Consider the following 20,442-nt stretch of genomic DNA (forward strand, 5'->3'; position numbering starts at 1 on the left):
GTGGAGCGAGGCTTCGGATCTGGGCGGGGAAGGCGGAGGCTACGCGGCGCCGACCCGGACCGCAGCGGACTCCGGAGCAGGGTCCAAATCCGACGGCGAACTCAGGGTGCCTCGGACTGCCGTCGCCGCAGCGACCACGGGCGAGACGAGGTGGGTGCGGCCGCCCTTGCCCTGGCGCCCCTCGAAGTTGCGGTTGGATGTGGAGGCGCAGCGCTCCCCCACCTCCAGTTGGTCCGGGTTCATGCCCAGGCACATGGAGCAGCCGGCGAAGCGCCACTCGGCCCCGAAGTCCTTGAAGACCTTGTCCAGGCCCTCGGCTTCAGCCTCAAGCCGGACGCGGGCGGAGCCGGGCACCACCAGCATGCGCACGGCCGGGTCCTTGGTCCGGCCCCGGATGATGTCGGCGGCGGCCCGGAGGTCCTCCATCCGGGAGTTCGTGCAGGACCCCAGGAACACAGTGTCCACCCGGATGTCCTTCATCGGGGTGCCGGCCTCGAGCCCCATGTACTGCAGGGCGCGTTCGGCGGCGGCCTTGGCGTTCTCATCGCCGAAGTCATCGGGCGAGGGCACCTTTGCGGACAGCGACACGCCCTGGCCCGGGTTGGTTCCCCACGTCACGAAGGGTTCCAGGGTGTCGGCGTCAAGGTCCACCTCGACGTCGAACGCTGCGTCGTCGTCGGTGTGCAGCGTGTTCCAGTATTCGACGGCGGCATCCCAGTCGGCGCCCTCGGGCGCATGCGGGCGGCCATGCATGTAGTCGTAAGTGGTCTGGTCCGGAGCCACCAGCCCTGCGCGGGCGCCGGCCTCGATGGACATGTTGCAGATGGTCATCCGGGCTTCCATGGACAGCGCACGGATGGCGGAGCCGCGGTATTCCAGCACGTAGCCCTGCCCGCCGCCGGTGCCGATCTTGGCGATGACGGCCAGGATGATGTCCTTGGCGCTCACGCCGGGGCGCAGCGTGCCCTCAACATTGATCGCCATGGTCTTGAACGGCTTTAGGGACAGCGTCTGGGTGGCCATGACATGCTCCACCTCGGAGGTGCCGATGCCCATGGCGAGCGCTCCGAAGGCGCCGTGGGTTGAGGTGTGCGAGTCGCCGCACACCACGGTCATGCCGGGCTGCGTGAGGCCCAGCTGGGGGCCAACCACGTGCACGATTCCCTGCTCGGCGTCGCCGAGGGAGTGCAGGCGGACGCCAAACTCCTGGCAGTTGTTGCGCAGGGTCTGGATCTGGGTCCGGCTGGTGAGATCGGCAATTGGCTTGTCGATATCCAGCGTGGGAGTGTTGTGGTCCTCGGTGGCGATGGTGAGGTCCGGCCGGCGCAGCTTGCGGCCGGCGAGCCGCAGACCTTCAAAAGCCTGCGGCGATGTCACCTCGTGCACCAGGTGGAGGTCAATGAAGAGGAGATCCGGCTGGGCGTTGGCTCCTTCGCCGTCCCCCTTGCGCACAACGTGCGCGTCCCAGACCTTCTCGGCCAGTGTCTTTGCCACGGCCTGCTCCCTTCACTGCGGTAAGTATTGTGCGTTCCGACGGACTATCTCTTCCACTGAACCAGCACAGCCAAGTAATACGCCAGCGCGTTGACTTGCATCTCAGATAATGAGACGTCAATATCATTACATGGACAATTCTAGTGGAGTCGGTGTCATCGATAAAGCGGCCCATGTGCTTGACGCACTTGAGGCCGGCCCCACCACCCTGGCGCAGCTGGTGGCGGCCACGGGACTGGCCCGGCCCACCGTGCACCGGCTGGCTCTCGCGCTGGTGCACCACAGGCTCGTGAGCCGCGATATCCAGGGCCGCTTCGTGCTCGGGAGCCGTCTGGTGGAACTGGCCTCCGCCGCCGGCGAGGACCGCCTCATCGCCTCCGCCGGCCCCGTTCTCATGCAGCTGCGCGACGCCACCGGCGAAAGCGCCCAGATCTTCCGCCGCCAGGGTGACTGGCGCGTCTGCGTGGCCTCCGCCGAACGCCCGATCGGGCTGCGCGACACCATCCCCGTCGGCACCCAGCTGTCCATGAAGGCCGGTTCCGCCGCCCAGGTGCTGCTGGCGTGGGAGGACCACGACCGCCTCCTGGAAGGCCTCCAGTCCGCCCGCTTCACCCCCACCGTCCTGGCCGGAGTACGACGCCGGGGCTGGGGCCAGAGCCTCGGCGAACGCGAGCCCGGTGTCGCCTCCGTTTCGGCCCCCGTCCGAGGGCCGTCCGGCCGCGTGATTGCCGCGGTGTCCATCTCCGGCCCGATCGAGCGCCTGACCCGCCAGCCGGGGCGCCTGCACGCCGAAGTGGTCTGCAACGCAGGCCGTGTCCTGACGGAAGCGCTGCGCAAGACCAACGACTAAGTATGCTGTGCCCATGAACAGCTATGCGGTCTTCCTGCGGGGCATCAACGTGGGCGGCATCAATATCAAGATGGCCGATCTCAAGAACGCCCTGAAGTCCCGGCCATTTTCGGGTGTCGTGACCCTCTTGGCCAGCGGCAACGTCGTGCTGGCCAGCGAGCTGGATCCGGCCGGCGTCAAAAAGGAATTCGAGGCGTGCCTGCGGGAAACCTTCGGCTACGACGCCTGGGTGGTTGTGCTCACCGCGGGCCGTGTGGCAGCCCTGGTCGACGCGTGCCCCTACCCGGCCGACGACGCGTCCACCCATACGTACCTGACGCTCGCCTCTGATGAAGAGGTCCTCTCGGAGCTGCTCGAGGCAGGCAGGGCCTTGGACGAGGCAGAGCTCACCCGGCTGGGCCCGGAAGCCCTGGCCTGGCTCGCCCCCGCCGGCGGCACCCTGGACAGCCCTTTCAGCAAGCTCTCCTCGAAGGCGAAGTACAAGGCTGCCACCACCACACGCAACCTCCGCACCATGATCAAGGTCCGCGACGCCGCGGCCGGGATTTAGGCAGGCCGCATCCGGCCGGCCGCGCACGGACGGCTCACTGCCGACCCGCGGCGGCCTTCAGCGTGGCAGTGAACTTCGCCAGGCGGCTGACCTCACGTTCCACGGGCGCCACGACGAGTTCCCCCGCGACGGCGGCGACGGCGGCTGTCAGTCGCTTCCGTGCCACGGCACTGCGTGACGCTGCTGCGGCTCCGGAAATGAACCGCGCCCCAATCGCCAGGACGATGCCCAGCAGCACTCCCCCGGCGATCATCACCGTAGGAACCGGCCAGCCCTGGACCCGTGGGACCTCTGGCACTGGCAGTTGCAGGTAGCCGAGCGCAGCCAGGACTCCCAGCCACGCGAATCCGGCCAGGGCCGTTACCAAGGCGAGCCACTGAACCGCATTGAACACACCCCACCACCAGGACTTCGTGCCAGCGGACAACTCTGTGGAGGCAATTGCCTGGTCCAGTGCATCCGGCAGCCGGTCGTTTCCTTCCCGGGCGGCGCCTCGGATGGCCGCCCGCCACGGGCCAGGGGCACCGGCGGACGCCGCCTCAGCGAATTCCCGGACGGCGGCATCTGTCCGCGCCTGTTCCGGCGCCCCGGCAGGAGGCAGCGAGGTCCGGTTCAGTTCAGGCTTGGCGCCCTCGCGGCGCAAGTTCAGACGCCGCAGCGGATCCGGCCGGAACCTGGCCAGCCAGCGGGTCACCGGCCAGCCCGTGCGCCGGGTTGCCTCCAGCCGGTAGGACCGGGCGACGGCGTCGACCACCAGCGGCACATTGGCGGCCACAGCCAACTCCCCCGCCAGCCGGGACTTGGCCGCGGCCGTCGCACCGGCGGCCGTCCCGCCACCCGTGGCCGTCGTGCCACCCGGGGGCAGGCCGGACGCCTCGGTAAGCCTGGCGGCGGCCAGCGTGACATCTGCCGCAAGTCGCTGTGACATCGCTTTACGCTGCTTCGCCACCTGCCGGATCGCGGCCCGCACCTTCTCCACCCCCGCCCCCAGCACGGCGGAAGCCCCGAGGACCTGAACTTTGTCCAGCCCGTCCCGCGCCAGGATAGCTGTGAGGGATTCCAGGACCGGCCGCACCTCGTGCTCCGGGAGCCTGTCGATTTGGTTGAGCACCACGATCGTGACGGCCCCGTGCGAGGACAGCGGTGCCAGGAAATCGTTGTGCACGGCGGCGTCGGCATATTTCTGCGGATCGAGGACCCAGACGAGGACGTCCACGAGGCCCACCATCCGCTGCACAATCCCCCGGTTGGCGGCCCTGGTCGAGTCAAAGTCCGGCAGGTCCAGAAGGATCAGCCCGGTGTCGTCGTCGGCGAACCCTTTGATCGGCGCCGCAGCGTGGCGCTTTCGGACCTCCAGCCAATCCAGCAGCGCATCGCTGCCCTGGACGCCCCAAATGCCCGCCAGCGGCTCGGTGGTGGTCGGACGGCGCACGGCCGCCGTCGCGATCTCCTCGCCGCTTACGGCATTGAAGAGCGATGACTTGCCGCTGCCTGTGGCTCCAAAAAACCCAACCACCGTGTGGTCTCCGGACAGCGACCGCCGCGAACTCGCGCGGTCGAGCACCTGCAGGACACCGGCCAGGGTCTCCTCCGGGAGGACTCCGTCTGCGAGCTCTGTGGCGTTGTTGAGCGCTTCCAGTCTGCGATCGAGCTGGGACGCCTCGCGGGCGGCGCCATGACGGCTCATGACGTGGCCGCCAGCCGGCGCAGTGCCGCCGCATGGCCCGCGATGGCTGAGGGCGGCACGCCGCCGTCGACCTCCAGCCGGGTCAAGAACCGCTGGCACTCCGCCGCCAGCAGGCCCCGGCACCGCAGATGCAGGTCTTCGCGCGCGGTCCGGGCCAGCCGGCGGACGGCGTCCTCCCCGAATACTGCCTCCAGGAGGCGCTGACCCACGACGGCGGTGCCGCCGGCGACTCCGATCTCAAGCCCGGTCAGGCCCGCGGTCATGGAGAACACCACAATCATCAGGGCAGCGCCGAGGCCGTTGATGCCGAAAGACAACCAGCGGGCCTGGGTGCGCTTGCCCTGGCCTTCGGTGCGGATGAGTTCCATCAGGTTCCCCTGCCAAGCGCGGATCTCGGCCGCCACAGCGTCCGCGAAGCCCTCGGAGGCACCCGAAAGATCGTCGGTGCCCAGCACCTGCCTGCCGGCGGGGTCTGAACGCCACCGCTGGTCGGTATGCTCGGCGGCCTTGGCGGCTTGATCGACAATGACCGCCTGCAGTCCCGTTTCGATCGCGGTTTCCACCCTGACCGCAGGCGCCGGTTCACCCCGGACAAATGCGCCCACGCGGTCACGGAAGCGTCCGATGTTCTGTTCCATGGCGCGGAAGAACTCCCCGGTCCCAACAAAGTCCTGCCAGCGCGCCAGCACTTCGCCGCGCAGCAGAGCGCCGTCGCGGGTGGCCTCGAGGATCCTGGCCACGGCGTCGTCATAGGCGTCGCGGGCGTCGGCTGCGAGAACACCGGCTGCGTGCTGCTGTTCGGACAGCGCCCGCTCCGCCGCGTCGACGCGGTGGGCGAGGGCGAGGAGGGTGCCGTTGAGGGTGCGCCGGGCGATTCCGGCCCGTCCCGCGGCGTCCCCTGCCAGCGTCCCGAGCCAAACGAGCAGCGGCTCGACCGCCTCAGCCGGAAGCATCCCTGCGGCATCCAGCGGCAGCTCCGGCACCACGAACAATTGGGCGGCCCCCAGCCCTTCCCGGCTGAGCATGGCCTGCAGATCCGCGCTAACCTCCGCTTCCGCCGCCGGCGGCACCCGGTCCAGGACCACGGCCACCATGATGTCGCGGGAGGCCGCATCCAGGAGCAGGCGCCAGGGCAGGGCGTCGGCATACCGGTTGGCTGTGGTGACAAATACCCAGAGGTCCGCGGCGGCAAGCAACTGCCCGGCCAGCTGCCGGTTGTTCTCGGAAACGGAGTCGACGTCGGGCGCGTCGACCAAAGCGATTCCGGGCGGGACCGCGGAGTCGGAGACCAGGACCAGGGAGGTCACCGGGCCGGGCTCCAACGCCGCACCAGCCGGTGCCTGCGCCCGGCCGTCCACGAGGGCACCCCGGATGCGGCCCAGGGCCGGCAGCACCCGCTGGCCCTCAAACCAGGCGGCGTCGGCGGGATGGTGGAGCAGGATGGGCTGGCGGGTGGTGGGGCGGATCGCACCGGCCCGCGTGACGGGGTGGCCCACCAGGGCGTTGACCAGGGTGGATTTTCCGGCCCCGGTGGAACCGCCCACCACGGCCAGCAGGGGCGCATCGAGGCTGCGGTACCGGGGCAGGATGTAGTCATCGAGTTGAGCCACGGCCCTTTGAAGGTCCAGGCGCGTTTGGTCCGTCCCGGGCAGGGCGAGCGGCAGCCGGAGGGCCGCGAGGTCCTGCCGCACTGCCTCCAGGAGGGCCACGCCGGTTGCGGCCCCGGGGCCGGTTTCATGGGAGCTCACTGCATCATCATGCCAGTTCAGAACGTGGTTCCTGCGGGGGCGCCGCTGCGCGGAACCAAAGCGCCATGCGCAGCGCATAGCGGGACTCTGCGCGACCGGCAATACGCCGGCGGACGAGTCGCGCCTGGAAGCCCAGTCAATCCGGGAAACGAAAAACGGCCCCGGGCTGATGCCCGGGACCGTTTTCATTGTGACCCCAGCGGGATTCGAACCCGCGTTACCGCCGTGAGAGGGCAGCGTACTAGGCCGCTATACGATGGGGCCGCGTACTTCCTAAACGGCATTTCTGCCATTCAAGCCAAATGATTGTTTCATACATTTGGCCGCCGTTTCAAATCGGACCAGCCGATTCGAAACTTCCGAATTTCAGCGGAAACCCGCGGAACTTCAGAGCTGGGATACCAGGACTCGAACCTAGAATGACGGTACCAGAAACCGTAGTGTTGCCAATTACACCATATCCCAAAGGCACTTTCGCTCCGGATGTTTGGGCGTAAACCCTCGCTCCCGGCGCCTCAGCACGAGTAATTACTTTACCCGAGAGTTTTCACTTCCACAAATCGGGCGTACGGCAGCGGGATCGGGCCGCCGGGGCGGGCCGCGCGCGGCGCCGATGGCGGCAATACCCGCGCCAGCCCTTGCCAATCCGGCGGAAACACGTTTACGCTCGGTAAGTTACCAACGAGTAACCACCCCTCCCCCACTCCGCTGCGGGCAGCTTTGCGCTCATTTTCCGGTGTTAGCTGCATCACAGCTGCTGGGGTGGCCGTCAGCAGAGCCGCTGCCGGCGGGAACGTCGAGAGGAATCATGTGCCACAGAGTCGTGCCGCTATCAGCAAGACCCGGACCCGTGCGCAGCAGATGGCCATCGCCACCCTGGCGTTGCTGCTCATTGCCCTGCTGGGGTTCTATACCCTCGTCACGGGCCGCATCACGGACGGTTCAGCCAAGCTCAGGGACGGGGCCGCCCAGGCGTCCGCCGGAGCCGGCCAGCTGGACGACGGCGCCGGGAAACTAGCCAACGGCGCCAGCCTGGCCGATACCGGGGCCGGAAAACTTTCCGCGGGGGCGGAAAAGATCTCCTCGGGCATCAGCACCAAACTGGCACCCGGGGCGGACAAGCTCCAGGCAGGTGCCGGCAAGTTGGCCGAAGGTGCCGTCAGGATCGAAGCCGATGTCACCAGCAAGCTGGCCCCCGGCGTCTACAAAGTCGACGACGGTGCGCAGAAGCTCGCGGCGGGGGCCGTGCAGCTTTCGGCCGCGCTGACGCCGACGCCGGCGGGCAACGCAGAGAACAACCTCGCCGACGGGGCCACCCGGCTCGACGGCGGCGCTGCCCAGCTGGCCGGCGGCACCGCCGCGCTGGCAGGCGGCACGGACCAGCTCAAGGGCTACCGCGGTGCCAACGGCAATCCGGAGGCCGGAACCGGGACCGCGGCCCTGGCTCAGGCTCTGGAACTGCTGGAAGCGGCGGCGGATGACCCGGTCAAGGGGCTCGTTCCGCTTTCGGTGGTGAAGGACAAGATCGCCAAGATAACCGCGGGCGCGCACAAGCTCGACGCCGGTGCCAGCCAGCTGCAGGCCGGCGCGCAGCGGCTGCAGGACGGCGCGGGCCAGCTGAACGCAGGAACGGGCAAGCTCAAGGCCGGATTCGCGACGCTGGCCGGGAAGCTCAACAGCCAGGACCCCGGCAGCCCCGGCGTGGTGCTGGGCACCCGGCTTCTGGCCGACGGCACGTCCAAGATCCGGGTCGGGATGGAGGGGGTCCCCGGCGACCCCGAGCACCCGGGCCTGCTCAAGGCCGCCGCCCGGATGACCGAGGGCAGCTCGCGCCTGGCCGACGGAACCGTGGCCCTGAACGCCGGGATCAAGGGCAATCCGGCCGATCCTGCCAACCCCGGCCTGCTGGGCGGCTCCCGTGCCCTGGCTTCCGGGGCCTCAGAACTCTCGGCCGGCAGCACCAAGCTGGCGTCCGGCTCCTCGCAGCTGGCCACGGGGGCGGACAAGCTCGCGGACGGCAACGCCCGGATTGCCGATGGCACCGGCACGCTGTATTCCGGAGCTGCCGCGGTGTCGCCCACCAGCTTGCTCCGGCAGTCCGACGCCGCCACGGCACTGGGACTCGTCGCAGTGCTGGCCCTTGGCGCCGTTGGCGCCTTCCTGGCGCTGCGGAAGAGGCAGGCCGGACCACGGTAGCTTCCGGTGCCGGTTACACCGCCGGTTACAGCGGGGGCCGGTTGCAGCGCCGGTTACAGCGGTGGCTGCGCCAGCAGGTCCAGCAGGGAGCCGACCTCGCGGCCCAGGAAGCCCGGGGCCGGTTCCCCGCCGCGGTTCAGCCAGACGCCGAGGAGGCCGGCCGCCGTCGAACCTTCCGCGTCGAGCAGCCGGTTGTCACCGACGTACAGCGTTTCGCGGGGACCCGTTCCGATCCGCCGGACACCCTCGAGGTAGATCGCCGGGTCAGGCTTTGCGGCGCCAACGGTGTCGGTGCCCACCAGAACGGCAATCCGTTCCAGTCCGGCCGCGTCCAGCTTCACGCGCTGGTAGTCGTGGACGTTGTTGCTCACGGCGCCGTAAGGAATGCCGGCCGCGTCCAGGGCGTCCAGCAGGGGCCCGACGTCGTCGAACGCCCGGATGTAGCCGTGCTGGCGGCTCGCGTAGGAACTCACCCAGTGGTGGGCCTGTTCGCCGTCGGCAAGTTCGACGCCGAAGTACCCCAGCGCCGCCCGGCCGCGGAGCAGGCGCTGTTCATTGAACGTGATCTCGCCGGCCAGGTAGCGGTCGTAGAAGTGGGTGGTTTCATGGGTGAAGATCCGTCCGAACCTCTCCCACCCGGCCTCGTCCAGGCCGGGCAGGAGGTGCTCGCTGACGTCGCGGAGGGCCGTCGTCATGGCGAATTCGAGGTCCACGAGGGTGTCGTCAATGTCGAACAGAACCCCACGGACTGCGCCTAGGCCCGCTGCCAGCATGTCAGCCGCGGAAAGCGCGCAGGCGGGCCAGGGAGGAATCCTTGCCCAGGATGACCATGGACTCGAACAGCGGCGGGGAGATCCGCCGGCCCGAGACAGCCGTGCGGACCGGGCCGAAAGCCAGGCGCGGCTTGACGCCGAGGCCTTCCACGAGGGCTTCCTTCAGGGCGGCCTGGATGTTCTCGGCCGTCCAGTCGGCAACGGGCTCCAGGGCGGCCAGGGCGGCGTCGAGCACCTCGGTGAGGTTCTCCGGCAGGCCCTTGCGGGCGTCGTCGGCGACGTCGATGGCGTCGTCGGCCTTGAACAGGAACGCAATCATTTCGGGGGCTTCGCCCAGCAGCGAGATGCGCTCCTGGATCAGCGGCGCGGCCTCGGCCAGGATCTCCTCATCGCGGGCCGTGAGGTTCTCCCCGACGAAGCCGGCGGCCTGCAGGTAGGGCACCAGGCGGCCGCGGAAGTCCTCGGCGCCGAGCATGCGGATGTGGGTGCCGTTGATGGCTTCGGCCTTCTTGATGTCGAAGCGTGCCGGGTTGGCCAGCACGTCGTTGACGTCGAAGTGCTCGATCAGCTGGTCCACGGTGAAGATGTCCTCGTCGGCGGAGAGGCTCCAGCCGAGCAGGGACAGGTAGTTCAGCAGGCCCTCGGGGATGAAGCCGCGGTCCCGGAGCAGGAACAGGTTGGACTGGGGGTCGCGCTTGGAGAGCTTCTTGTTGCCCTCGCCCATGACGTACGGCAGGTGGCCGAAGACCGGCATGTAGCTGGCGACGCCAATATCCATCAGCGCCTGGATCAGCACCACCTGGCGGGGCGTGGAGGAGAGCAGGTCCTCGCCGCGGAGCACGTGGGTGATGCCCATGAGGGCGTCGTCCACGGGGTTGACGAGGGTGTAGAGCGGGGAGCCGTCGGCGCGGACAATGACGTAGTCCGGGATGCTGCCGGCCTTGAAGGTGATCCCGCCGCGGACCATGTCCGTGAACGTGACGTCCTCGTCGGGCATCCGGACGCGCAGCACAGGCTGGCGGCCCTCGGCCTTGAACGCGGCGAGCTGGTCCTCGGAGAGTTCGCGGTCGAAGTTGTCGTAGCCGAGCTTCGGGTCGCGGCCGGCGGCGCGGTGGCGGGCTTCAACTTCTTCCGGCGAAGAGTAGCACTCGTAGGCGTAACCGGCGTCGATCAGCTTGGCCACGACGTCCTTGTAGAGGTCCAGGCGCTGCGACTGGCGGTAGGGCTCGTGCGGGCCGCCGACTTCCACGCCCTCTTCCCAGGTGATGCCGAGCCATTTGAGGGCCTCGAGCAGCTGCTGGTAGCTCTCCTCCGAGTCGCGGGCCGCGTCCGTGTCCTCGATCCGGAACACAAAGGTGCCCTTCGTGTGCCGGGCATGGGCCCAGTTGAACAGGGCGGTGCGGATCAGGCCGACGTGCGGGGTGCCCGTGGGTGACGGGCAGAACCGGACACGGACCGGGGTGTCAGCGGTGACTTCACCGGTGGAGGCAGCAAGGGCGGAGCTGGGAACGGCGTCGGCCGCGGAAGCAGTAGTCATAGTGGTACCAACATTACCAATCTCTCCCAACGCCACCCGCCCGGAATTCCGCCCCGGAAATACCGCTGCGGAAACGGACAGCCGCCCCGTGGATCCACGGGGCGGCTGTCTGAAATCGGCGCGAAGGAACCGTTAGCGGCGGACCACCGGGTTGGAGAGCCGTCCGATGCCCTCGATCTCGACCTCATAGCGGTCGCCTGCCTGCACGGCGCCGACGCCGGCCGGGGTACCGGTCATGATGACGTCGCCCGGCAGCAGGGTGAAGGCCTGCGAGACGATGGAGACGAGCTCCCGGACGCCGCGGATCATCTGGTTCGTGCTGCCGTCCTGGCGCAGTTCGCCATTGAGCCGGCCTTGGATCTGCAGGTCCTCGGTGTCGAGCTCGGTCTCGATCCACGGCCCGAGCGGGGCCGAGGTGTCGAAGCCCTTGGCCCGGGCCCACTGCAGGTCCGTCTTCTGGACGTCGCGGGCAGTGAGGTCGTTGCCGCAGGTGTAGCCGAAGATCACATCATCGACCCGGTCCTCGGGCACGTCCTTGCAGATCCGGCCAATGACGACGCACAGCTCGGCCTCGAAGGAGACGTCCTCGGAGAACTCCGGCAGGACAATGGGATCGTTGGGCCCGATCACGGACGTGTTGGGCTTGAGGAACAGCAGGGGCTGCGCCGGGACCTCGTTGCCGAGCTCCCGGGCGTGCTCCGCGAAGTTGCGGCCAACCCCGATCACCTTGCTGCGGGGGATGATCGGCGCCAGCAGGCGGACGTCCTCCAGCTTGTGCTTCACGGGGGTTCGTTCCACGCCGTGGAAGAAGGGGTCGCCCTTGATGACAGTGACTTCCTCACTGCCGGGCTCACCTTCCACGATGCCGTAGAGGGGATCAGAATCGACTACAAACCGGGCGATACGCATGGTTCCTAGCCTACCGTCCCCTCGGTGCGCAGGTAGTCCAGCTGCGCGGCGACGGAGAGCTCCGCGGCGCGGCGGACGGAGGGGTCGACGTCGGCGTACACGGCGTCCGTGACGGCTCGGACATCGGCGTCGGCGCCCAGTGCCGCGAGGGCTGCCCGGACCTGTTCGAGCCGGCCGCGCCGGTGGTCCCGGTAGGCGCGGGCGACGGCGTCCAGGGCCGGCAGCACCGGGCCGTGGGCCGGCAGCACCGTGGCCGGCCCGAGGCGTTCGAGCCGGTCCAGCGAGTCGAGGTAGTCCCGGAGGGTGCCGTCGGGGTAGTCCAGCACCGTGGTTCCGGAGCCCAGAATCGTGTCCCCGGTCAGCACAGAGCCGTGCGGTCCGTCCTGCGGCAGGTGGAAGCACAGCGAATCCGAGGTGTGGCCCGGCGTCGCCAGGACCCGGATGTCAGTGCCGGCCGCCCGGATGGTTTCGCCGTCCTGCAGCGGGGGTGCGCCGTGGCAGTGGGCGGGGCCCGCGGCCCGGACCGGTGCGCCCGTCAAGGCGGAAAACCTCTCGGCGGCCGCGGTGTGGTCCGCGTGCCGGTGTGTGATCAGGATGAGTTCGACCGGTCCCTCGCCGGCCAGCGCCTGCAGGTGCGGCTCGTCGAGGGGCCCGGGGTCGACGGCCACCCTGGCCGCCGCCCCCGGGGCGGCAATGAGATAGGAGTTGGTGCCGTCCAGGCTCATGGGGCCCGGATTCGGGGCGAGGCGGAACCGGGTCAGCTCACTGCTGCGGACAATGCCGCGGGATGTCTCGGAGGTCACGGACCCATCCTTGCATTGAATCGGGCGTCGTTGGCTCCAGCCCGGGACCACAGACGCCGACGGCGGCCCTCACCCGAAGGTGGGGACCGCCGTCGTGCACTATGACGTTCTGTGGCTAGACGGAATTCGGTGGCTATGCCAGCCGGGTCAGCCAACCGTGGGTGTCCTCCACGGTGCCGGTCTGGATCCCGAGCAGCTGGGCGCGGATGGCCAGGGTGGTCTCCCCCGCCGTGGCGTCCTCGGAGCCGATGAACTCGGTGGCGTCCTTGAGCACGCCGATGGGGGTGATGACCGCGGCGGTGCCGCAGGCGAAGACCTCGGCAATGTCTCCGGAGGCAACACCGTCGCGCCACTCATCCAGGGTGATCTTGCGTTCAGTGACGTCCCGGCCCATGTCCCGGGCCACCTGGATTACGGACATCCGGGTGATCCCTTCCAGGATGGTGCCTGAGAGCGCGGGGGTGACGAGCGAGCCGTCCTTCATGACGAAGAAGACGTTCATGCCGCCGAGTTCCTCGACGGCGTTGTCGTTGAACTGGTCCAGGAAGAGGACCTGCTTGCAGCCGTTGGCCTCGGCCTCCTGCTGGGCGATCAGCGAGGCAGCGTAGTTGCCGCCGCACTTGGCGGCGCCTGTTCCGCCGCGGCCGGCGCGGGCGTATTCGCGCGAGATCCAGATGGAGACGGGCTTGAGTTCGCCGCCGAAGTAGTTGCCGGCCGGGGAGGCGATCACGCGGAAGGAGACCTCGCGCGCTGCCCGCACGCCAAGGAACGCCTCGGTGGCGATCATGAAGGGCCGCAGGTACAGGGCTTCGCCGTCGCCGGCGGGGACCCAGTCTTTGTCTGCCGCGACGAGCTCGCGGATGGCGCCGAGGAAGTATTCTTCCGGGAGTTCGGGCAGGGCCAGGCGCCGGGCGGACTTGTTCAGCCGGGCGGCGTTGGCCTCGGGCCGGAACGTCCAGACCGAGCCGTCGGCGTGGCGGTAGGCCTTGAGGCCCTCGAAGATCTCCTGGCCGTAGTGCAGCACGGCGGCGGACGGGTCCAGGGAAATCGGGCCGTAGGGCTCAACGCGCGCGTCGTGCCAGCCGCCGTTGCCGGCGGCGTCGACGCTGTAGTCCACAATCGCGGTGTGGTCGGTGAAATAGTCGCCGAATCCCGGGTTTGCCAGGATGGCGGCACGCTCTTCAGCAGACTTCGGGGTCTCCGACAGGTGCTGGGTGAATTCGACGCCATGGGCAGTCTGAGTCATGGTTCCTCCACGATCGGCTGCCTGGCGTGGGAACGTGGTTCACCCTCGGACCACGGCAGCATATTGGTGATTCGAAACAAGCTTACGCCCGTTGGCAGCACGGTTTTGCGGTGCCTGCAGTCGCCTGCAGTCCAGGAAATGCAGCCCGGGCCTACAGCGCCGCCGCGATGGCGTCGCCGATCGCGCTGGTGGTGCGGACGGCGCCGTCGCGGGCTTCGACGTCGGCCGTGACGGCCGCCTCGATCTTCCGGGCGGCGCCGGCGAAGCCGAGGTGGTCGAGCAGGAGCGCCGCGGAGAGGATGGCGGCGGTGGGGTCGGCCTTCTGCTGGCCGGCGATGTCCGGGGCAGACCCGTGGACCGGTTCGAACATGGACGGCGCGGTGCGGTCCATGTTGAGGTTGCCGGAGGCGGCGAGGCCGATCCCGCCGGTCACGGCCGCCGCGAGGTCGGTGATGATGTCGCCGAACAGGTTGTCGGTGACAATCACGTCGAAGCGGGCCGGATCGGTGACCATGAATATCGTGGCGGCGTCGACGTGGAGGTAGTCGTGCGTAACGTCGGGGAACTCCTGGGCCACGGCCTCGACCGTGCGCTTCCAGAGCTGGCCGGCGAAGACCAGGACGTTGTGCTTGTGCACCAGGGTGAGCTTCTTGCGGGGGCGGTCGTTGGCCCGGCGGAACGCGTCGCGGACCACGCGCTCCACGCCGTGGGCGGTATTCAGGGACACTTCGGTGGCCACCTCGTGGGGGGTGCCGGCGCGCAGTGTGCCGCCGTTGCCCACGTAGGGGCCCTCGGTGCCTTCGCGGACGACGATGAAGTCGATCTCGCCGGGGTTCGCGAGCGGGCTGCCGACGCCGGCGTACAGGCGGGAGGGCCGCAGGTTGACGAAGTGGTCCAGGCTGAAGCGCAGCTTCAGCAGGAGCTCGCGCTCGATGATGCCGGAGGGGATCCGGGTGTCGCCGGGGGCCGCGCCGACGGCGCCGAACAAGATGGCGTCGCGGGTGCGGAGGTCGGCGAGGGTGGCCGCGGGGAGGGTCTCCCCCGTCGTGAGCCAGTGCTCCGCGCCCAGCTTGTAGTGGGTCTGCTGGAGCACGATCCCTTCTGCGGCCGCGGCCTTTTCAAGGACCTTCAGGGCTTCGGCGGTGACCTCCGGGCCGATGCCGTCGCCCGGGATGACTGCCAGATCAATCGTGGATGCGCTCATATTTTCAGGGTAGCCAAGTGATCCACATTCTGGTCAAGTTGTCTCACTATTCGGCCACCTCCTCCGGACGCTCCCTCACTTTCGGCAGGAAAAGACGAAACGCCCCCGCACTTCCGAAACGGAAGTGCGGGAGCGTCACTCGAAACGCCGCCGGATCTGCGGGAGCGTCAGGGCCGCAGGGGCTCAGGCTTCGGCGGGTTCCTCGTACTTCGGGAACACCGGGGCCGGGGCGGGCAGTTCCGTGCCGGCGGCGATCGGGGTGCCCAGGGCCGAGAACTGGCGCGCCCCGCCGTCGGGCTGGCCGAGCGTGTGCAGGATCGCTGCCGTCGCCACCGGCATGACCGGCTGGGCCAGGATCGCGACGATCCGCAGCACCTCGAGCGTCACGTAGAGCACCGTGTTCATGCGTTCGACGTCGGTCTTGCGCAGCACCCACGGGGCCTGTTCGGCGAAGTAGGCGTTGGTGTCCCCCAGGACAGCCCAGATGGCCTCCAGCGCGCGGCTGAACTCCTGCTTCTCGAACGCGGCCCGGGCGGCGTCCAGCAGTCCATCGGCCTGGGCCAGAATCGCGGTGTCCTCGGCGGAAAATGCGCCGGGCGCGGGTACGCGGCCCTCGCAGTTCTTGGCCACCATGGACAGCGACCGCTGGGCCAGGTTGCCGAAGTTGTTGGCGAGGTCGGAGTTCATCCGGCCCACGATTGCCTCGTGGTTGTAGTTGCCGTCCGCGCCGAAGGGGACCTCGCGCAGGAAGAAGTAGCGGACCTGGTCCAGGCCGTACTGGGCCACGAAGTCCGCGGGGGCCACCACGTTGCCCAGCGACTTGGACATCTTGACGCCGTTGTTCTGCAGGAAGCCGTGGATCATGACCCGCTTCGGCAGCTCCAGTCCGGCGCTCATGAGGAACGCCGGCCAGTAGATGGCGTGGAAGCGGGAGATGTCCTTGCCGATCACGTGCACGTCGGCCGGCCAGAACTTCTTGAAGGAGTCCGAGTCGACGTCCGGGTAGCCGACCCCGGTGAGGTAGTTGGTCAGCGCATCGACCCACACGTACATGACGTGCTTGTCGTTGCCGGGCACGGGAACGCCCCAGTCGAACGTGGTGCGGCTGATGGACAGGTCCTCCAGACCGCGCCGGACGAAGCTGATGACCTCGTTGAAGCGGGACTGCGGGGCGCCGAATTCCGGGTGGGCCTCGTAGAGCGCCAGCAGTTTGTCCTGATAGGCGGAGAGCCGGAAGAAGTAGCTCTCCTCGGCCGTCCAGGTGACCTCGGTGTCGGATTCGCGCGAGTAGCGGATCCCGTCGTCCTTGACCACGGTCTCGTCCTCGACGTAGAACGCCTCGTCGCGGACCGAGTACCAGCCCTCGTACTTGGACAGGTAGATGTCCCCGTTGGCTTCCATCTTCTTCCAGATGGCCTGGGACGCCGCGTAGTGGTCGGCGTCCGTGGTGCGGATGAAACGGTCGTAGGAGACCCCCAGGGCCGCGTGCGCCGCCTTGTAGATCTCGGCGTTCCGGTCCACCAGTTCCTTGGGCGCCAGCCCTTCCTTCTCGGCGGTCTGGGCGATCTTCATGCCGTGCTCGTCGGTGCCGGTCAGGAAGAAGACGTCGTACCCGTCCAGGCGCTTGAACCGGGCCATCGCATCGGTGGCGATGTACTCGTACGCATGGCCGATGTGCGGCACCCCGTTGGGGTACGTGATGGCCGTGGTGATGTAGAACGGGGTCTGGTCAGTTGAAGTCACGGTCTAAATCTAGATCAGTTCTGTGAGGGTATCGCTCTGGCGGACCAGTTCGTGGTCATGTGAAGCCACCAGCACGGCGATGCCGTCCGAGGTGGTGTCCTTGAGGATGCTGATGATGCGGTTGGCCGCGGCACGGTCCAGGCTGGCCGTGGGCTCGTCGACCACCAGGACGCGGGTGCCGAGGATGAGCGCCCGGGCGATCGCGACGCGCTGGCGTTCACCGCCGGAAAGCTGCGCCGGGCGGTGGCGCATGCGCCGGCCCAGGCCGACGAGGTCCAGGAGGTCCTTGGCCATGTCGCGGCGCTTCTCGACCTCGCCGTCGGGAACGGCCGGCAGCAGGACGTTCTCCAGCGCGCTCATCCCGTCGATGAGGGCACCGCCCTGGTCGACGTAGCCGATCAGGGCCCGGCGGCGGTCGGCGATTTCGTCGTCGCCCATGGTCTCGAGCGAGTCGCCTTCCCAGAACACCCGGCCCGACGTCGGCAGGGTCAGTCCCGCGCCGACGGTCAGGATGCTGGTCTTGCCCGAGCCGGAGCGTCCCGCGACGCAGTGCATTTCGCCGGCGTGCAGCGTCATGTTGAAGTCGTCCACGACGTTGACGGCCTCGGCACCGCCCTTGCCGCCGCCGTAGTGGATGGTGATGTTGCTCAGTTCCAGCGGGGTGGCGTGGTCCGCGGCCTTCACGATCGTGTTGGCGCGGGTCTTGTGCGCACCGCGACGGGTGCTGGCGGTCATCCGGTCGTGTGCCTCCCGGTCAAGGTTCAGCTCGTTAGTCATTGGACCACTTTCGTTGCAATCGGAATCCAGCAAAGTACAGCTACGAGACCGGCAATTGCGGCCCACAGCGCGGCATAAGGGGCCAGGAGGAGGCCGACGCCGAGGGCGCCCACAACACCCAGCGGCAGCGCGACGGTTCCCACCATGGCGTTTTCAAAGAAGCGGACCTGGCCCAGCATGTCCGGGTTCCAGCCCATGGCCCGCAGCGTGCCGAGGTACTGGCGCTTGGCCTGCAGCTCGAAGCGGCCGGTGACCATGGTCAGCAGCAGCCCGACGGCAACACCGGACACGCCCAGGATGATGCTGGGCAGGGCGATGCTCGCCGCGGCCAGCCCGCTGAGGGCGCTGGCGCCGGCGGCCCGCGGAATGTCGATCAGCAGGGCGACGAGTCCGCCGACGGCCGCGGCGAAGACACCGACGGCAACGGCCAGGGAGATGGTGTTGAACTTGTTGGTGCTCAGCTGCCGGTTCGCGAAGGTCAGCGGGGAATCGACCGCGATGAGCCGTTCATCGTGTTGCGGCTCCTGGTCCACGACGTCGCGGTGGCGCAGCTGCTGCGCCGCGACGAACGCGGCACCGGCGTACAGCACCAGGACCGACGCCGAGACCACCGCGGTGGCGGTGCTCCAGCTGATCAGGCTCAGGACGACACCGACGACGGCCAGCAGCGCGGCGCCGACGCCGAATTCGGCCAGCACCCAGGAACGGATCTTGCGCTGGGTCCAGCCCATGGCGCGCAAAGTACCGGCCTCGCTGCGCCGTTTGCGGATGTAACTGACGGTGGAGGCTCCGGTCAGGAGGGCAGCACCGCAGAGGGTCAGGAACAGCAGGGTCAGGTTCGTGGCGGTCAGCGAGCCGGACACGGCGTCCGCGGCGTCCTGGCGGACCCACGACTGCTGCACGGTGCCCAGCGGCGATTCCTTGCCGGCGTCGTCCTTGGAGTAGCCGGGAACGGCAATGCTGGCGTCTTCGCGGGCCGATCCGGCCACCACGGTGGCCTGCAGGCCCATGTCGCGGATCTCGTTGGCGAGCTTCTCCACCTCGGGCTGCGCCTGTTTCCAGCTGCCCGGAACCTTGGCGCGGACCCGGACGGCGTCGATCACGTTGGCGTTCGCATCGTAGCCGCGGGCGGCGGCGAGGCCGTAGTAGTCGGTGATGGCTCCGGCAGACTGGCTGACCAGTCCCGTGGCGCTCAGCGAGGGCTTGAGTTCGGTGTTGACGTCCTTGCCCGACGCGTCTTTGGTCAGGGTGAACGGCGCGGGGTCATAGCCGCCCAGGGGCAGCCGGTTGACGTCGCCGGCAGCTTCCTTGACGTTCGCGGCGTCGAAGGTGCCGTAGACCATGGCCAGCGGCGTGGCCAGCTTCTTGCCGGTTTCGAGGTTCTGGCGGTAGGAGCGCTCGTCTACCGGCTCGCGCTGGGTCTGGTCGACGGCTTCGCCGTTGGCGGCCTTGTCCGGCAGCCGGTTCACGGTGACCCAGTCTCCGGGCGTGGCGCTCTTGTCAACGGCGCCGTTGGCGGCGGTTTCGCCGTCCTTGTACGTCGGGGCGGCGGCGAAGTTGGTGGTCCAGGTGGCCGGGTTGTAGAGGCCCTGGCTGAAGGATCCGGTGTCGCCCATGAGCTGGGAGAGGTCCTTGGACCCGGGCCAGGCGAGGGCGAACGGGGACTTGGAAACGAACGGCAGGTAGTCCTTGTCCAGCGAGCGGGTCACGGTGCCGACGTCCTTGGTGACGTTGCCGGAGTCGTCGATTTCCTCGATTTTGACCGAGTACTTCAGGTCCAGGGCGGTGCCCGAGCGCACGATCAGCGGGATGGCTTGCGAATCGTCGGTGAGCTGGCCGTCGCGCTTGGCCTGCTGGTACTGGGTCATCAGCGGTGCCCAGTACTTGAGCTTGACGCCGAGGAAGTCCGGGCCTTCCTTGAGTTCGTCCATGCTGATGCCGTTGGTGAAGAGGCTCTCGAAGTGCCGGCCGATCGCGCCGGCGTTGCGGGCGTCCGCGGGCGGGGCCTTCTCCAGCGGGGACAGGAAGTCACCGGCCGTGCCGAGCAGCGCACGTTCGGAGACGGGGTCGACGGCGACGACGGACTCGGTCACCTGCGGAGCCATCGGCAGGGAAACGGAGAGGTTGAAGAGGTTGTGCTCGGAGCCGCCGGCCGGGGTGGGGAACTTGATGCCGGTCTCGCCCGCCGGGCCCTGGATGCGGACGTTCTTGCCGCCGTCGACCTGTTCCTCGACCAACTTCGCCTTGCCGAGGGAGCCCTCGGCCGTGGTCTTGAACAGGGTCTGGTCGGAGTGGCCGTCGGAGCTGACGGCGCTGGCCGTGAGGCGGTATTTCTTCGGCGTGTCGCTCAGTACCGATTCCGCGGCCGGCCACTTGCTCGGATCCGTCGCGGTCGGGTCGCCGGAGGTGCCCGCGAGGCCCGCGTTGAAGCCCAGGTAGTCGGTGGCGTCCAGCCGCGGCGACTCCAGGTTCTGCGTCACGCGCGAGACCAGGCTGATGGGGGCGGCCACAGAGGTGCCGGAGAGCTTGCGGATCGAATCCAGCTGCTCGAAGCTGATGCCGCCCTGGCCGGTGGCGATGTCGGGCTGCATCAGGCCGCCGTTATCCTTCGCCTTGGCCTGCACCAGGACGTCATAGAGCCCCCGGGAGTTTTGGTCCACGGTCCTGCTCAGCGCCGCCTGGGACTGACCCTGGACGAGCACGGACAGGCACATGGCCACGATCAAAATGGACGCGGTCAGCAAAAGCACTCTGCTTCTGATGAACCTCTGGACGGCGTTCATTGGGCTCCTGAAAGCTGGATTGCGTGCGCACGCCGCAGTTCATTTCCTGAGGAAGTGAAGGCGTCCCGTGTCGGGCGTGCAAAAGTAAGGGCCGGTCTGCCGGCCTAGACCCGAAATTCGGTCCTAGCCATTGTACGCAGAC

Annotated in this window: 15 protein-coding genes and 2 tRNA genes; 3 read left to right on the forward strand and 14 right to left on the reverse strand. The window is 68.4% G+C overall.

Translation table 11 applies throughout. The features are described 5' to 3' along the window. Positions 1-39: 39 nt before the first annotated feature. Positions 40-1,494, reverse strand: a complete 1,455-nt coding sequence (leuC, locus tag AC1DZV_RS09695; RefSeq protein WP_223916419.1) for a 3-isopropylmalate dehydratase large subunit — start codon at positions 1,492-1,494, stop codon at positions 40-42. Between the two features lie 130 nt (positions 1,495-1,624). Between leuC and AC1DZV_RS09700 the strand changes: the two genes are divergently transcribed. After that, positions 1,625-2,344, forward strand: a complete 720-nt coding sequence (locus AC1DZV_RS09700) for an IclR family transcriptional regulator (protein WP_026266447.1) — start codon at positions 1,625-1,627, stop codon at positions 2,342-2,344. Positions 2,345-2,357: 13 nt separating this feature from the next. After that, positions 2,358-2,894: a DUF1697 domain-containing protein gene (locus tag AC1DZV_RS09705; RefSeq protein ID WP_476953559.1), complete on the forward strand. Its 537-nt coding sequence runs from the start codon at positions 2,358-2,360 to the stop codon at positions 2,892-2,894. Positions 2,895-2,928: 34 nt separating this feature from the next. Here the strand turns inward: AC1DZV_RS09705 and AC1DZV_RS09710 are convergent, their stop codons facing one another. The 4 genes from AC1DZV_RS09710 to AC1DZV_RS09725 form a co-directional block, all read right to left on the reverse strand. Continuing rightward, positions 2,929-4,581, reverse strand: a complete 1,653-nt coding sequence (locus tag AC1DZV_RS09710; RefSeq protein ID WP_476953560.1) for a GTPase — start codon at positions 4,579-4,581, stop codon at positions 2,929-2,931. Next, a complete protein-coding gene (locus tag AC1DZV_RS09715; RefSeq protein WP_476953570.1) occupies positions 4,578-6,350 on the reverse strand; it encodes a dynamin family protein in 1,773 nt (590 codons plus the stop codon). The genes AC1DZV_RS09710 and AC1DZV_RS09715 overlap by 4 nt, the downstream gene beginning before the upstream one ends. A 170-nt stretch (positions 6,351-6,520) precedes the next feature. Continuing rightward, a tRNA-Glu gene (locus AC1DZV_RS09720) sits at positions 6,521-6,593 on the reverse strand. A gap of 129 nt (positions 6,594-6,722) precedes the next feature. Next, positions 6,723-6,794: transfer RNA gene (locus tag AC1DZV_RS09725), tRNA-Gln, on the reverse strand. Positions 6,795-7,139: 345 nt separating this feature from the next. On the opposite strand from AC1DZV_RS09725, the gene AC1DZV_RS09730 reads away from it, so the two are divergent. Further along, the gene (locus AC1DZV_RS09730) at positions 7,140-8,525 is read left to right on the forward strand and encodes a hypothetical protein (RefSeq protein WP_476953561.1); all 1,386 of its coding nucleotides are present in this window, start codon (positions 7,140-7,142) and stop codon (positions 8,523-8,525) included. A 53-nt stretch (positions 8,526-8,578) separates the two neighbouring features. On the opposite strand, the gene AC1DZV_RS09735 is transcribed toward AC1DZV_RS09730, so the two are convergent. The 9 genes from AC1DZV_RS09735 to AC1DZV_RS09775 form a co-directional block, all read right to left on the reverse strand. Beyond that, the gene (locus AC1DZV_RS09735; RefSeq protein WP_476953562.1) at positions 8,579-9,298 is read right to left on the reverse strand and encodes an HAD family hydrolase; all 720 of its coding nucleotides are present in this window, start codon (positions 9,296-9,298) and stop codon (positions 8,579-8,581) included. A gap of 1 nt (position 9,299) precedes the next feature. Continuing rightward, the gene (gene gltX, locus AC1DZV_RS09740; protein ID WP_476953563.1) at positions 9,300-10,835 is read right to left on the reverse strand and encodes a glutamate--tRNA ligase; all 1,536 of its coding nucleotides are present in this window, start codon (positions 10,833-10,835) and stop codon (positions 9,300-9,302) included. A 132-nt stretch (positions 10,836-10,967) separates the two neighbouring features. After that, positions 10,968-11,744 carry a fumarylacetoacetate hydrolase family protein gene (locus AC1DZV_RS09745; RefSeq protein WP_243177113.1) on the reverse strand — a complete coding sequence of 259 codons (777 nt, stop codon included), beginning with the start codon at positions 11,742-11,744 and terminating at the stop codon, positions 10,968-10,970. 5 nt (positions 11,745-11,749) lie between these two features. Further along, positions 11,750-12,547: an MBL fold metallo-hydrolase gene (locus AC1DZV_RS09750; RefSeq protein ID WP_243177112.1), complete on the reverse strand. Its 798-nt coding sequence runs from the start codon at positions 12,545-12,547 to the stop codon at positions 11,750-11,752. A gap of 133 nt (positions 12,548-12,680) precedes the next feature. Continuing rightward, positions 12,681-13,793 carry a branched-chain amino acid aminotransferase gene (locus AC1DZV_RS09755; protein ID WP_243177111.1) on the reverse strand — a complete coding sequence of 371 codons (1,113 nt, stop codon included), beginning with the start codon at positions 13,791-13,793 and terminating at the stop codon, positions 12,681-12,683. 151 nt (positions 13,794-13,944) lie between these two features. Beyond that, a complete protein-coding gene (locus tag AC1DZV_RS09760; RefSeq protein ID WP_476951162.1) occupies positions 13,945-14,997 on the reverse strand; it encodes a 3-isopropylmalate dehydrogenase in 1,053 nt (350 codons plus the stop codon). Between the two features lie 183 nt (positions 14,998-15,180). Further along, positions 15,181-16,740 carry a methionine--tRNA ligase gene (metG, locus tag AC1DZV_RS09765; RefSeq protein ID WP_476953564.1) on the reverse strand — a complete coding sequence of 520 codons (1,560 nt, stop codon included), beginning with the start codon at positions 16,738-16,740 and terminating at the stop codon, positions 15,181-15,183. Positions 16,741-16,749: 9 nt separating this feature from the next. After that, positions 16,750-17,517 carry an ABC transporter ATP-binding protein gene (locus AC1DZV_RS09770; RefSeq protein WP_377985106.1) on the reverse strand — a complete coding sequence of 256 codons (768 nt, stop codon included), beginning with the start codon at positions 17,515-17,517 and terminating at the stop codon, positions 16,750-16,752. After that, the gene (locus tag AC1DZV_RS09775) at positions 17,514-20,300 is read right to left on the reverse strand and encodes an ABC transporter permease (RefSeq protein ID WP_476953565.1); all 2,787 of its coding nucleotides are present in this window, start codon (positions 20,298-20,300) and stop codon (positions 17,514-17,516) included. Before AC1DZV_RS09775 ends, AC1DZV_RS09770 begins: the two co-directional genes overlap by 4 nt. Between the last annotated feature and the right edge of the window lie 142 nt (positions 20,301-20,442).

It is taken from the genome of Arthrobacter sp. P1_D12 (assembly GCF_056406175.1).

What these genes read in the sequence shown, in the direction of transcription:
- AC1DZV_RS09700 (WP_026266447.1), top strand. Translation starts at nt 1,625, where the DNA reads ATGGACAATTCTAGTGGAGTCGGTGTCATCGATAAAGCGGCCCATGTG.
- AC1DZV_RS09705 (WP_476953559.1), top strand. Translation starts at nt 2,358, where the DNA reads ATGAACAGCTATGCGGTCTTCCTGCGGGGCATCAACGTGGGCGGCATC.
- AC1DZV_RS09710 (WP_476953560.1), bottom strand. Translation starts at nt 4,581, where the DNA reads ATGAGCCGTCATGGCGCCGCCCGCGAGGCGTCCCAGCTCGATCGCAGA.
- AC1DZV_RS09735 (WP_476953562.1), bottom strand. Translation starts at nt 9,298, where the DNA reads ATGCTGGCAGCGGGCCTAGGCGCAGTCCGTGGGGTTCTGTTCGACATT.
- gltX (WP_476953563.1), bottom strand. Translation starts at nt 10,835, where the DNA reads ATGACTACTGCTTCCGCGGCCGACGCCGTTCCCAGCTCCGCCCTTGCT.
- AC1DZV_RS09745 (WP_243177113.1), bottom strand. Translation starts at nt 11,744, where the DNA reads ATGCGTATCGCCCGGTTTGTAGTCGATTCTGATCCCCTCTACGGCATC.
- AC1DZV_RS09755 (WP_243177111.1), bottom strand. Translation starts at nt 13,793, where the DNA reads ATGACTCAGACTGCCCATGGCGTCGAATTCACCCAGCACCTGTCGGAG.
- AC1DZV_RS09760 (WP_476951162.1), bottom strand. Translation starts at nt 14,997, where the DNA reads ATGAGCGCATCCACGATTGATCTGGCAGTCATCCCGGGCGACGGCATC.
- AC1DZV_RS09770 (WP_377985106.1), bottom strand. Translation starts at nt 17,517, where the DNA reads ATGACTAACGAGCTGAACCTTGACCGGGAGGCACACGACCGGATGACC.
- AC1DZV_RS09775 (WP_476953565.1), bottom strand. Translation starts at nt 20,300, where the DNA reads ATGAACGCCGTCCAGAGGTTCATCAGAAGCAGAGTGCTTTTGCTGACC.